Origin of the sequence: Amycolatopsis methanolica 239, assembly GCF_000739085.1 — a bacterium.
GTDB lineage: Bacteria > Actinomycetota > Actinomycetes > Mycobacteriales > Pseudonocardiaceae > Amycolatopsis_E > Amycolatopsis_E methanolica.
Genome location: NZ_CP009110.1, coordinates 2,465,479 through 2,478,231, shown reverse-complemented (window position 1 = coordinate 2,478,231; position 12,753 = coordinate 2,465,479). Strand labels below are relative to the sequence as shown.

12 protein-coding genes are annotated in these 12,753 nt (G+C 71.3%); 6 read left to right on the top strand and 6 right to left on the bottom strand.

Going from position 1 to position 12,753, the window contains the following annotated elements; translation table 11 throughout:
• The first annotated feature begins 7 nt into the window (after positions 1 to 7).
• Entirely contained in the window at positions 8 to 340 is a 333-nt protein-coding gene (locus AMETH_RS11865) for a hypothetical protein (RefSeq protein WP_017981689.1), read from the top strand.
• A gap of 19 nt (positions 341 to 359) precedes the next feature.
• Here the strand turns inward: AMETH_RS11865 and AMETH_RS11860 are convergent, their stop codons facing one another.
• Positions 360 to 2,150, bottom strand: a complete 1,791-nt coding sequence (locus tag AMETH_RS11860; protein ID WP_017981688.1) for a helix-turn-helix domain-containing protein — start codon at positions 2,148 to 2,150, stop codon at positions 360 to 362.
• A 140-nt stretch (positions 2,151 to 2,290) separates the two neighbouring features.
• On the opposite strand from AMETH_RS11860, the gene AMETH_RS11855 reads away from it, so the two are divergent.
• Genes AMETH_RS11855 through AMETH_RS11840 form a run of 4 tightly spaced genes read left to right on the top strand, consistent with a single transcriptional unit; the run spans position 2,291 to position 7,332 of the window.
• Positions 2,291 to 3,679 (top strand): MFS transporter, encoded by a 1,389-nt coding sequence (locus AMETH_RS11855; protein WP_017981687.1) that lies wholly within the window; start codon positions 2,291 to 2,293, stop codon positions 3,677 to 3,679.
• Positions 3,680 to 3,691: 12 nt separating this feature from the next.
• The gene (locus tag AMETH_RS11850) at positions 3,692 to 5,320 is read left to right on the top strand and encodes a tannase/feruloyl esterase family alpha/beta hydrolase (protein ID WP_017981686.1); all 1,629 of its coding nucleotides are present in this window, start codon (positions 3,692 to 3,694) and stop codon (positions 5,318 to 5,320) included.
• A gap of 33 nt (positions 5,321 to 5,353) precedes the next feature.
• Entirely contained in the window at positions 5,354 to 7,009 is a 1,656-nt protein-coding gene (locus AMETH_RS11845; protein WP_223843125.1) for a long-chain fatty acid--CoA ligase, read from the top strand.
• Positions 7,006 to 7,332: a putative quinol monooxygenase gene (locus AMETH_RS11840; RefSeq protein WP_017981684.1), complete on the top strand. Its 327-nt coding sequence runs from the start codon at positions 7,006 to 7,008 to the stop codon at positions 7,330 to 7,332. Before AMETH_RS11845 ends, AMETH_RS11840 begins: the two co-directional genes overlap by 4 nt.
• Before the next feature lie 104 nt (positions 7,333 to 7,436).
• Here AMETH_RS11840 and AMETH_RS38685 read toward each other — a convergent pair whose 3' ends face one another.
• Positions 7,437 to 7,586, bottom strand: coding sequence for a hypothetical protein (locus AMETH_RS38685; protein ID WP_167345517.1), 150 nt, complete (start codon positions 7,584 to 7,586; stop codon positions 7,437 to 7,439).
• A 128-nt stretch (positions 7,587 to 7,714) separates the two neighbouring features.
• On the opposite strand from AMETH_RS38685, the gene AMETH_RS11835 reads away from it, so the two are divergent.
• Entirely contained in the window at positions 7,715 to 8,182 is a 468-nt protein-coding gene (locus tag AMETH_RS11835) for an enoyl-CoA hydratase-related protein (protein WP_017981682.1), read from the top strand.
• A gap of 67 nt (positions 8,183 to 8,249) precedes the next feature.
• Here AMETH_RS11835 and groL read toward each other — a convergent pair whose 3' ends face one another.
• The 4 genes from groL to AMETH_RS11815 are packed head-to-tail and all read right to left on the bottom strand — an operon-like array spanning position 8,250 to position 12,729.
• A complete protein-coding gene (groL, locus tag AMETH_RS11830; RefSeq protein ID WP_017981681.1) occupies positions 8,250 to 9,899 on the bottom strand; it encodes a chaperonin GroEL in 1,650 nt (549 codons plus the stop codon).
• Positions 9,900 to 9,938: 39 nt separating this feature from the next.
• The gene (locus AMETH_RS11825) at positions 9,939 to 10,964 is read right to left on the bottom strand and encodes an NAD(P)-dependent alcohol dehydrogenase (RefSeq protein WP_017981680.1); all 1,026 of its coding nucleotides are present in this window, start codon (positions 10,962 to 10,964) and stop codon (positions 9,939 to 9,941) included.
• Positions 10,961 to 11,698, bottom strand: a complete 738-nt coding sequence (locus tag AMETH_RS11820) for an iron-sulfur cluster assembly protein (protein ID WP_017981679.1) — start codon at positions 11,696 to 11,698, stop codon at positions 10,961 to 10,963. The genes AMETH_RS11825 and AMETH_RS11820 overlap by 4 nt, the downstream gene beginning before the upstream one ends.
• A complete protein-coding gene (locus AMETH_RS11815; RefSeq protein ID WP_017981678.1) occupies positions 11,695 to 12,729 on the bottom strand; it encodes an amidohydrolase family protein in 1,035 nt (344 codons plus the stop codon). Before AMETH_RS11815 ends, AMETH_RS11820 begins: the two co-directional genes overlap by 4 nt.
• Between the last annotated feature and the right edge of the window lie 24 nt (positions 12,730 to 12,753).

Below are 12,753 nucleotides of genomic sequence, written 5' to 3'. Positions count from 1 at the left end.
GGCAGCGATGAGCACTGTCCGGCACGCGGAACTGACCTGCTCCCGGTGCGGGACGGACACCGTGCACGAGGTCGTCTACGCCGGGCGCCTCCTCGCCGAGGTCACCTGCACCGCCTGCGGGCGGACCTACGGCCGCGACGTGCGCGCCGACTACCTGGCCGACCTCCGCCAGCGGCTGGTCACCAAGCCGAAGCGCATGCTGCGCCGCCTGCGCAAGGACCCGCTGCGGTTCGCGAGCTCACTGCCGAGGACCGTGCCGGCCAAACCACTGGAACTGCTCTCGGAGATCCGTGTGGTGTGGCACTCCGGGAAGAACCGGCGGACGCGGGGTGAGCACTGAACCTCGTCGCACGGGCATCTCACGCCGGGCCGGGCGCGACCGCCCGTAACCGGTGCAACCGCAACCCGAGCTGTAGCTCCAGGTTGTCCTCCTGGCGCCAGTCGACGCCGAGCAGTTCGCCGGCGCGGTCCAGCCGCTTCAGCAGGGTGTTGACGTGCAGGTGCAACGCCCGCGCGGTCGCCGCGACGTTGGCGCGGTTCGCGTAATACGCGTCGAGCGTGCCGACGAGGTCCGTGCCGCGCCGCTGGTCGTAGTCCAGCAGCGGGCCGATCGTGCCCGCGACGAACCGGTCGAGGTCGCGGACCCGTTCGGTGTCGAAAACCATGGCGTAGAGGGCGTAGCGCGCCGTGGTGGCGCCCAGGTCCGTGTGCCCCAGCGCGCGCACCACGGCGCTGCAGCGGCTCGCCAGTGAGAAGGCGCGAGCCCAGTCCTGGTTGACCGCCCGTTCCCCCACGACCGTCACCGGCGCGCCCGCCGCGCGGCGCAGGCGCCGGTGGACCTCCTCGACGGTCCGGTCGTCGTCGGCGCTGGGCAGGATCATCATGGCCCGGCCGAGGTGCTCACCTGCCAGTCCGGCGCGGTCCCTGGCGATGTCGTGCAGGTGCCGCGACAGCTCGGTGGACGACAGCGTCGCGGAGTCGGCGACGAGGACCAGGTCCAGCCGGTCGACGTCGATGTTGCGGGCACGGGCCCGGGTGCGCTGGGCCGCGGAGGCCCCGGGGCTGCCGACCATCAGCTCGGTCAGCAGCTCCCCGCTCAGCCGCTCGCTCGCCTCGGCGACGGCCCGTTCCTTGAGGATGAGCAGCCCCAGGATGTGGGTGGCCCGCTCCAGGGTCCGCACGTCCATGTCGTCCCGGACACCGCGGTCGCCGCCCGCCGCCCGGCTCCACGCCAGTGCGCCGAGGAAACTGTCGCCGGCCCGGATCGACGCCACGCTGTGGGCGACCCCCGCGTCGTCGACGGACGTGGTGCACCGGCCCGATCGTTGCGCGTTCCGGAAAGCCGCGGCGAGGTCGTCCCCGGCGGGAGCCCGGCAAGGGTCCGCCGCCGAGTCCCCGCGGACGACCGCGACGCCGGCCCGGTCGAGGAGCGTGACGCTGCCGCCCAGCTGATCGGCGAGGAGCTGCACCACATCGCCCGGCGTCCCGCCCTCCAGCACGACACCGGTGAGCGCTTCGTGGCTCGCCTGCGCCCGCTCCATGACGGCCACGTGCTCCTCGATCTTCCGGTACGCGATCCGCAGCTCCTGCAGGGCTGTCCGGCTGGCGTCGTAGAGCCGGGCGTTGTCCAGCGCGACCGCGGCGTGATCGGCGAACGCGCTCAGCAGGGCGATCTCCTCCGCCTGGAAGGACCGCACGGACCGGTCCGCGGCGAACAGGGCGCCCACCGCCTCGCCCCGGATGACCAGCGGCACGCCGAGCAGCGCGACGAGCCCCTCGAGGCCGACCACGCGGTCGAAGTCCGGATCGTGGGCGATGCTCGTGGCGGCGGCGTAGTCGCGCACCCAGTGCGGGCTCCGGGACGCCAGGACCTTGCCGCCGAGCCCCACGTCGGCGGGGATGGACGCGGCCAGGAACGACGCGGAGATCGTGCCCTCCGACGCCCTGGCCGACAACCTCCCGTCCGCGCCGACCAGCGACAGGTACGTGAAGTCCGTGCCGATCAGGTCGTGGGCGTGGCGGACGATCGAGCGCAGCACCTCGTCGAGCTCGCCCAGCGCGGTGAGGGACTTGGCGGTCGCGTACAGGGACGTGAGTTCGCGCTGACGGCGCATGAGCGGGTGCGACTCGCCCCCGGGGTCGCTGGCCACAGTGCCATCCCTCCTCCGCGCAGATGGAAGAAAGAACCACCAGAACGGCGTGAGGTGTGGATGATACACACCTCAACCACCCGGCAGTGGCGCCCCTAACCTGACCGCCATCACCCGTGCTCCCAACGAAGGCGGCATGTATGGCAACTCCGCTCGCGCAACCAGACGGACAGTCCGGCCGGCTGAGCACCGGCGGGCCCGCGGTCCCGCGCCGGTCCTTCCGCAAACTCCTGGCGGTGGGGCTCATCGGCAGCTCCATCGAGTGGTACGACTTCTTCCTCTACGGCACCGCGGCAGCGCTGGTGTTCCCCAAGGTGTTCTTCCCGCACTCCTCGGCGCTGACCGGCACCCTGCTCGCCTTCAGCACCTTCTGGGCCGGCTTCGTGGCCCGCCCCATCGGCGGGGTGCTCGCCGGGCACCTCGGCGACAAGTACGGGCGCAAGCCGGTGGTGGTCACCTGCCTGGCGCTGATGGGGGCGGCGACCTTCCTGATCGGCTGCCTGCCCAGCGCGGCGAGCATCGGCGCACTCGCCCCGACGCTGCTGGTCGTGCTGCGGTTCGTGCAGGGCCTGGCGGCAGGCGGCCAGTGGGGCGGCATCGTGCTGCTGCTCACCGAATCCGCCGGCGCGAAGCGGCGCGGCTTCGCGGGGACCTTCGGGCAGACCAGCGTGCCCGTCGCCGTAATCATCTCCAACCTGATCTTCGTGGCGGCCAGCAGCCTGATGCCGGACAGCGCTTTCCTCAGCTGGGGCTGGCGCATCCCCTTCCTGGTGAGCGTCGTGATGTTCGTGGTCGTCCTCTACATCCAGACCAAAGTGGAGGACACGCCGGAGTTCCGCGAGTTGCAGCGGCGGGCGTCGCGGCCGGAGAAGGCGGTGGTCCGGGCGCCGCTGGCGCAGGTGGTGCGCACCAAGTGGGGGACCATCCTGCTCGGCTGCGGGATCCTCTCGGCCACCAACAGCCTGTTCTACGTCAGCATTTCCGGCCTGCTGAGCTACGGCACCGGCTCGCTCGGGCTGGAGCGCAACCCGCTGCTCGCGGTCGTGCTGGGCAGTTCCGTGGCGATGCTGGTGACCATCCCGTGGTCCGGTCACCTCTCCGACAAGGTGGGGCGGCGGCCGCTGATCCTGATCGGCGGTCTGGGCGTCGCGGTCTGGGCGTTCCCGTACTTCTGGCTCGTCGACAGCGCGTCGCTGCCGCTGATCTTCGTCGCGGTGGTGGTGGGTTTCGTGTTCCAGTGCCTCACCTACGGCCCGATCGCGAGCTTCCTCGGCGAGCTGTTCGCGCCCAACGTCCGCTACTCCGGCGCGTCGCTGGCCTACCAGCTCTCCGCGATCATCGTCAGCGGTGGCACACCGTTCCTCATGACCGCGCTCATCGCGCAGACCGGGAGCACCCTGCCGGTCGCCGCCTACATCGCGCTGATGGGCCTGATCACCTTCGTCAGCGCGTGGTTCCTGCCCGAGACGAACCCCGCCCAGGTCCGCGAAGATCCGCACGCCGTGCCCGGCGCGCACCTCTACCGCTGAAACGAGGACGGCATGCGGACCTCGCGTTGGACCGCCGTGCCCGCGGCCCTCGTGCTGCTGGCGACCGGATTTCCCGTGGCAACCGCCGCCCCGTCGTCGACGCCGGTGTGCGCGCCGCTGGCGGGAATGCAGATTCCGGCCTCGGTGATGAGCCTGCCGACCTCCGGCGGGCACGTCACGTCCGCGGCGGACACGACCAGCGTGGTCAGCGGCGAGACGGTCGAGTACTGCCGGGTCGACGCCGACATCTTCCCCGTCGACCCCGCCGCACCCGCCATCAAGATGCGCGTGGCCCTGCCCGCCGGCTGGAACCGCAAGGCGATCATGTTCGGCGGTGGCGGCTACAACGGCACCATCCCGGACCTGACGGCGAACGTGCCGTTCGGCCCCGCCGACCAGCCCGCGCCACTGGCCCGGCGGTACGTCACGTTCGCCAGCGACTCCGGCCACCAGCAGGGCCCGGCCGCGCCGCCGTCGCTGGACGGGTCGTTCGGCGTGAACGACGAGGCGCTGCGCAACTTCGCCGCCGGTGACGCGCTCAAGAAGACCCACGACGCGACCCGGTACCTCATCCGGCAGGCCTACCGCACGAAGCCCGCCGAGGTCTACTTCGCCGGAGGTTCGACCGGCGGCCGCGAGGCGCTCATCGTCGCGCAACGGTGGCCGGAGGCCTTCGACGGCGTGATTTCGGCTTATCCCGCCTGGAACAACCTCGCCGAGGTCCTGTACCTGGGGCACCTGACGCAGATCCTGTCCCGGCCCGGCGCGTTCCCCGGGCCGGACAAGCAGACGCTCCTCTACACCAGCGTCATCGCGGAGTGCGACGGCCTCGACGGCGTCGCGGACGGGGTCGTGTCCAACCCGGGCGGCTGTCACTTCGACCCGCGCACGCTGCGCTGCCCGGACGGCGCCGACACCGGGGCGACGTGCCTGTCGGATGCGCAGATCGCCGCCGTGACCGCCATGTCCACCCGGCTCGAGTGGCCGTACCGGATCGCCAGCGGCGAGACCGGCTACCCCGGTTTCCCGTTCCTCTCCGGCGCGGACATGCGCACCCCGTTCCTCGGGTTCGGCACCGCCGCACCGGCCAACCCGATGCCGCTGACCAGCGGCTACGGCATGCAGTACTGGGACCAGTGGGTCAAGTACTTCCTGACCCGCGACCCCGGCCACGACCCGCTCGCCGTGGATCCCCGCGACCCCGGGCCGTGGCTGGACCGGATCAGCAGGCTGTCGGAGATCCAGGACCGCAACGACGTGGACCTGCGCCGGTTCGCCGCTCGCGGCGGCAAGCTGATCCTGCTGCACGGCGCCGCGGACGAGCTGGTCTCCGACCGGTCGACGAGCGACTACTACCGGCGGGTGCGCGCGGAACTCGGCCCGCGGACCACGGACGGGTTCCTGCGTTACTACGTCGTGCCCGGAGCAAACCACGCGAACGCGGGCGCTCCGGCCTTCGCCGCGGGCTGGGACTCGCTGTCCACGCTGGAGCGCTGGGTCGAAAAAGGACAGTCACCGGTGGACCCGGTCGTCACCGACACGCGCCACCAGCGCACCCGTCCCCTGTGCGAGTACCCGGAATGGCCCAGGTACCGCGCCGGCGACCCGGACCGCGCGTCGAGCTTCGCCTGCACCCCCTGACCCCGACACAGGAAGATCACCATGCTCGGCTTGATGCAAGACCATCCCCTGTCCCTGCCGCACGTGTTCCGGCGCGTCGAACGCCTCTTCGGGCACAAGACCGTGGTGTCCGGCCGGATCGGCGGCGAATCCACGACGACCTGGGCGCAGGTGTGCGCGCGGGCGCGGCGGCTGGCCGCCGCCCTCGACGAGCTCGGCGTCCCGGCCGGCGCCCGGGTGGGCACGTTCGCGTGGAACAGCCACCGGCACGTCGAGCTCTACCTGGCCGTGCCCTGCACCGGGCGGGTGCTGCACACGATCAACCACCGGCTGTTCGGCGAGCAGATCAGCTACATCGTCAGCGACGCCGCCGACGACGTGCTGTTCGTCGACCGCTCCATCCTGCCCGCCGTCTGGCCGCTCGTGGGCACGTTCACCACCGTGCGTGCGGTCGTGGTGATGGACGACGGGAGCGACGCGGAAATCCCCGACGACGATCGCGTCTTCGACTACGAGGAACTTCTGGCGCGGGCCGGCGACACCGGCCGCGAGTTCACTGTGGACGACGAGAACACCGCGGCCGCGTTGTGTTACACCTCGGGCACCACCGGCGATCCCAAGGGCGTGCTCTACAGCCACCGCTCGGTGGTGCTGCACGCCGCGTTGTTGCTGATGGTGGACACCTTCGGCATCTGCGAACGGGACGTGGTGATGCCGATCGTGCCGATGTTCCACGTCAACGCCTGGGGGCTGCCCTATGCGGCCATGCTGTGCGGGGCCGATCTGGTGCTGCCCGGGCCGGCGATGTCCCCACCGGAGCTGGCCGGGATGCTCGCTCGCCACCGGGTCACGTTCGGGGCCGCGGTCGCCACGATCTGGCGTGGCCTGGTGCCCCTGCTCGGCGAGCACGACTTCTCCGCGGTCCGCCAGATCGTGTCCGGCGGCGGCGCGGTGGACGAGGCGCTCACCCGCGCGTACCAGGACGCGATCGGGCTGCCCCTGACGAACGCGTGGGGGATGACGGAAACCAGCCCGGTGGTCACCACCTCGCGGATCGCCACCGTGCACGACGACTTCCCGGACGAACAACGGCGGGCGCTGCTCGCCACCCCGGGGCCGGCCGTGCCGCTGACCGAGGTCCGCATCATCGGCGACGACGGGCGGGAAGCCCCGTGGGACGGGCGGACGCCGGGTGAACTGCAGGCCGCCGGCCCCACGATCGCCGCGGCATACTTCGGGAAACGCGACGGGGCGGACGCCTTCACCGGGGACGGGTGGCTGCGCACCGGGGACGTGGCGACGATCGACCGCCACGGCTACGTGCGGATCGTCGACCGCACCAAGGACCTCGTGAAGTCCGGGGGCGAGTGGATCTCCTCGGTGGAGCTGGAGAACGCGATCATGGAGCACCCCGGGGTCGCCGAAGCCGCGGTGATCGGCGTGCCCGACGACAAGTGGGGCGAGCGGCCGCTGGCCTGCGTGGTGCCGGCTGCCGGGGCCACGCTCACCGCAGAGGAGGTCCGGGACCACCTGCGGGGCCGCGTGGCGTCCTGGTGGCTGCCGGACGAGGTGTTCTTCTGCGACGAGATCCCCAAGACGGCGACGGGGAAGTTCGCCAAGCAGCGGCTCCGGTCTCAGATCGAGACAGCTCGTGCCGGTTCCGGGTGCTACACCAACCGGGACACTGTGGCACGAAGGAGCAACGGATGATCTTCATCACGGCCAAGTTCCGCGTCAAGGACGAGCACGCCGACCGGTGGCCGGACATCGCGCGGGAGTTCACCGCGGCGACCCGCGCCGAGCCCGGGTGCCTGTGGTTCGAGTGGTCCCGCAGCCTGGACGACCCGGCCGAATACGTCCTGGTGGAGGCGTTCCGCGACGCCGACGCCGGGGCCCGGCACGTGCGGTCCGCGCACTTCCGGGCCGCGCAGGAGACGCTGCCCCGGCACCTCGCCGAGACGCCCCGGATCGTGAACACGGTGGTGGACCAGGACGGCTGGTCCCAGCTCGGCGAGCTGGCCGTGCGGGACTGACCTTGCCGGCGGGGGCGGCGCTCAGCTCGGTGTCGGCTCGATCCGGCCGACGAGACCAGGACGACCGCCCCCCAGCTCGGCGAGCCGGCCGCGCGGGACTGACCTCACCGGCTGGGGCGCTCGGCCCCCGCCCGCTCGATCCGCCAGCCGGATCGGGCCAGGGTGGCCAGCGCCCGCTCCAGGCACTCGCCGTGGGGGCGCTCAACGGAACCCTCTCCGGGCCGTTCCTCGACGGCCGGCTCGTTCACTGTCATCGCCACATCCCTCCTCACGAGCCCCAGAACACCAGAGCCCGGACTCCGCGGCGGTCTCATTGTGAGACAAGGGAAACCGCCTGCCGCCGGTAGCTTACGGAGATCCCCGAGCGCTCCGGAGGCGAACGATGCTGGACCTGCACTACGAGTCGGGCGCGGTGGTGGTCCGCCTCCGGGCGCCACGGCCGCTCAGCGCCGAACTGCTCGACGGGCTCGCGGCGGCCATCAGCTACATCGGGCCCGGGCACCCGATCGTCCTGACCGGGGTGGACGGTGTCTTCGCGGCGGACGTCGCGCCCGGCGGACGTGCGGCACTGGACCGGTTGCTGCCCGTGCTGGAGGCGCTGCGTGCACATCCGCTGCCCGTTGTGGCCGCCCTCAACGGCGACGCGATCGGCGCCGGGTACCGCCTCGCCGAGGCGGCCGACGCCCGCATCATCTCCGGCGGGATCGTGCAGCCCGCACCTCCGCACGGGATGTTCTACGACCCGCTCGCGGCAGTGGCGGCCGGGCTGGCGGAGGTCCACTGTGCACCGGAGGACCTGATCGGCACCGCCCTCCGGCACGCCCGCGCACAGGCGCCGGTCGCCGGATAGGTCGCACAGCACGGCGCTCACACAGCACCGGGCCCCACGCAGCACGCGTGGGGCCCGGTAGCCGTGCTCAGTAGATGTTCGACGGGCGCACCATTCCCTCGGCGAGGTCACCCGCACCCGGAGCGATGATCGCACCGGGGTTGACCAGCACCTCCTCCACGATCGCGGTCTCGGTGGTGATCAGCAGCGCCGCGATGGAGGCCGCGCTCTCCAGCGCCGAGCGGGTCACCTTGAGCGGGTCGACCACCCCGGCGGCGAACAGGTCGGTGTAGGCTCCGGTGAGCGCGTCGAACCCGCTGCCGTTGTCCATTGCGGACACCCGCGCCAGCACCTCTTCCCCGTCGTAGCCCGCGTTGGCCGCGATCCACCGCAGCGGCTCACCCAGCGCCCGGCGCACGATCTCCCGGCCCTGCGCCGCGTCGCCGTCGAGGCCGACCAGGTCCACGCACCGCGCCGCCTGCGCCAGCGACGCCCCGCCGCCGGCGACCACGCCCTCCTCCAGCGCCGCCCTGGCCGCCGCCAGCGAGTCCTCGACCCGAAGCATCCGCTCCTTCAGCTCGACACTGGTCGCGGCGCCCACCCGGACGACGGCGATGCGGCCGGACAGCCGGGCGATGCGCAACCGCAGGCTGTCCTGGTCGTGCTCGATGCGGGCCCGCTTGAGCTGCTTGTCCAGCTGGCCGATCCGTGCCCGCACGGCCTGCTCGTCACCGGCCCCGCCGATGATCGTCGTGGTGTCCTCGGTGATCGTGATGTGCTCGCAGCGGCCGAGGTCGGCCTCAGTGACCTCGGCCAGAGTCAGACCGGAGTCGTCACTGATCACCCGGCCGCCGAGCGCGGCGGCGAGGTCCTCCAGCTCCGCCACCCGCCGGTGCCCGAAGCCGGGCGCGCGGACCACGACCGCGGAGTAGGTGCCGTGCACGTTCCCGCTGAGGATCATCTGCAGCGCCGGGCCGTCGACGTTCTCCGCGAGGATCACCAGCGGCCGCCCGAGCCGCCGGGCGGCCTCGACGGTCGGCATCAGGTCCTGCACCTGGCTGATCTTCTTGTTGGTCAGCAGGATCGCGGGATCGTCGTAGGCGGCCTCCATCCGGTCCCGGTCGGTGACCATGTACGGCGAGGTGTAGCCGTGGTCGAACTCGATCCCGTCCACCAGCTCGACCCCCAGTCCGGGCTCGTCGGACTCCTCCACCTCGACCACGCCTTCCCGGCCCACCGCCGCCAGCGCCTGGGCGATCACGCCGCCGATGCGTTCGTCGTCGCTCGCCGCCAGCGTCGCGATCCGCTCCAGCTCGGCCTCACCCGACACCTGGGCCGCGGACTTGCGCAGGTACTCCACGACCGCCTCGACGGTCTCCTCGATACCGCGGCGCACCCGCATCGGGTTCGCCCCCTCGCCGAGGGCGGCCAGCCCCTCCCGCACCATCGCCTGGGCGAGCACCGTCGCGGTCGTGGTGCCGTCGCCGACGGCCCCGTTGGTCTTCATCGCGACTTCCTTGACCAGCTGGGCGCCCATGTTGGCGAACGGTTCGGCCAGCTGCACCTCCCTGGCGATGGTGACGCCGTCGTTGGTGATCGTCGGCGGACCGGTCAGCTTCTCCAGCACCGCGTTGCGCCCCTTGGGGCCCAGGGTGACCTTGACCGCGTCGGCCAGCGTGTTGACGCCGAGTTCGAGCCGGCGCCGCGCCTCTTCGCTGAACCGCAGCTGCTTCGCCATGATTGCCGTTTCCTTTCCGTGCCGGGAAGAACCCGCGATTCAGGGGATGAGGATCGCCCGGCCGCGGACCTTGCCCGCGTTCAGGTCGTCGATGGCCTGCTGGAACTCGTCCAGCCGGTAACGGGCGGTGTGCAGTTTCACCTTGCCCTGGGCGGCGAGCACCATCAGGTCCTGCAGGTCGGTGTAAGAACCGACGAGGTTGCCGATGAAGTTGATCTCCGTCGAGATGATGTCGATCGTCGGCACGTCGAGGTTCTCGCCGTACCCGACGACGTAGTAGTTGCCCGCGCGGCGCAGCATGCGCACGCCCTCCGCGGTCGAGCCGCCCTCGCCGACGAAGTCGAGCACCGCCTCGGCCCCGTGACCGCCGGTCAGGTCGAGCACCTCCCGCACGTGCGTGCCGTCGGCAACGACGGTGACGTCGGCGCCGACCTCCTCGGCCAGCCGCAGCGCCGCGGGGTTGCGGTCCACGACGACGAGCGTGGCCGCGCTCATCGCCTTCAGGCACTGGATGCCGATGTGGCCGAGGCCGCCGGCCCCGATGATCACGCACACGTCCCCCGGCCGCAGCACCTGCGCGGCCTTGGCGGCGGCGTGCTGCGCGGTCAGCCCGGCGTCCGCGAGCGCGGCCACGTCGGCCGGTTCGAGGCTGTCGTCGAGCTTGACGCACGACCGGGCCGAGGTGAGCAGGTACTCGGCGTACCCACCGTGGGTGTCGATGCCGGGGAAGCGCGAGTTCTCGCAGTGCACGTCGTCGCCGAGCCGGCAGGCCCGGCACAGACCGCAGGTGATCAGCGGGTGGAGGATCACCTTGTCCCCCACCGCCACGTTCGTCACCGCGTCGCCGACCGCGTGCACCCAGCCCGCGTTCTCGTGCCCGATCGTGTAGGGCAGGACGACGCCGGACTTCTCCGCCCACTGCCCTTCGAGGATGTGGAGATCGGTCCGGCACACGCCCGCGGCGCCCACCCGGACCACGACGTCCAGCGGCCCGGTGATCTTGGGCTCCTCGACGTCGCGCAGTTCCAGGTTCGAGTGGTAGCCGGTGACCTGTGCGGCTTTCATGGGTGGCTCCTGGTGTTGGTGACGACCGGGGCGGAGCCGGCGGGATCGACGCCGGCGTAGCGGGTGGCGAGCAGGCCCCGGCAGAAGTGGGCGTTGCCTTCGATGGACACGCGGGTGGTGGTGGCCAGCCGCAACCGCAGCGCGACGTCGGACCGGGCGACCGGAGTGCCGTCGTGGTCGACCATCACGCGGGCGTGGGAGTGGTTGGGCAGTCCGATGGCCTCCCGCCGCCGCATCAGGGCCGACTTCAGGCGGCCCTCCGGGAGGTCGAACAGTTCCAGCAGCGGCAGTTCCTCGACCGTCCAGGCGCCGCTGGCCAGCACCGACCGGCAGCACCGTTCCATCGCCGCCAGGTGGGCCTTGCGCTGGAAGGTCCGGCGCAGCTCGTCGAGGCTGTCCTCGGCCTCCACGCCGAAGGTCCCGACGTAACCGAGCCCGGCGGCGGTACCGGCGTTGATCTTGTCGGAGTCGTGGTGGTCGTCGAGCAGCACCCGCACCCGGCCGGCCCCGGGCACCGCGGCCAGGGCGTCGTAGGCGTCAGCCACCATGAGGTAGGCGAAGTTGGGGGCGCAGAACGAGGTGGGCAGCCGCAGGTGCACCTCCACGCCCTCGTCGTCGATCGCGACGGACCGGACGAAACCCAGCTCGGTGACCGGTTCGTCCAGTTCGGGGTCGAGCACGGTGGACAGCGCCGCGAGCACCTCCGCCTCGACGGACACGGCCATCCGGGTCATGGGGCACCAGCTCCCGCGGCGACCTCGGCGTCCGCGTCGCCGGCCTGCGTCGGCAGGCGGAGCTGCCGCGGCACGTCCAGGTCGTACAGCGCGGCCGCGTTGAGGCCGAGGATCTTCTTCTTCTGGTCCGTCGTGATCGGCGCGTACTCCGGCATGTCCGCCGGGATCTGGAAGTCGACGAACTTCTCCACGAGCCACTTCGGCGTCCACAACGCGTAGTCGCTGCCGAAGAGGATCTTGTCCTCGCCGATCCAGTACAGCAGCTCGCCGATGATCTGGGCGAAGTAGCGCGGGCGGGTGTGGATGAACGGCATCGCCACCGCCAGCCCGCCGTAGACGTTGGACTCCTGCGTGGCGATCCAGCAGAAGTCCTCCAGCCGGGGAAGACCGACGTGCTCGACGACGAAGTTCAGGTCGAGGTAGTCGGTGGCGACCTTGTCGATGTCGGCCACGTCGAAGGCGTCCCGGTCCAGCGGCCGGATCGTCGGTCCCTTGTGGACGTGGATGTTGCGGATGCCGAGCTCGATGCACTCCTCGAGGTACCGGCGCGACCACGGCTCGTCGAGCTTGTAGCCGCGCGAGTCGCCGTGCCATTCGGCGGTGTAGAGCTTGACGCCCTTGAGCCCGAAGCGTTCCGCGTCCCGGCGCAGCTGCGCCAGCCCGGCCTCGCCGTGGCGCGGGTCGTAGGCGTGGTTGTAGGTCAGCTTGTCCGGGTGCTGCCGGGTGAGCCCGAACGCCTCCTCGGTCTGCCCGAACCCGTTGTGGTAGAAGTCGCTGAGCAGCGTGGCCTGGAAGATGGCGTGGTCGACGTAACCCTCGCCGAAGAGGTCCTTCATGAACCGCTCGGCGCCGTAGTAGGTGTAGGTGTCGTAGTCCCAGACGACCTCTTCCGGGCTCAGGTTCTTGTGGTAGTCGTAGAAGCAGTCGATGAACTGCTTGCCGTGCACGTTCTTGTGGTTCGACGCCCGCCCGTCCCAGATGTGGACGTGCCCGTCGACCACGTAGTACTTTTCGCCGTCCTTTTCGTACATCGCTCGCCCTTCGCGGTGCTGGTG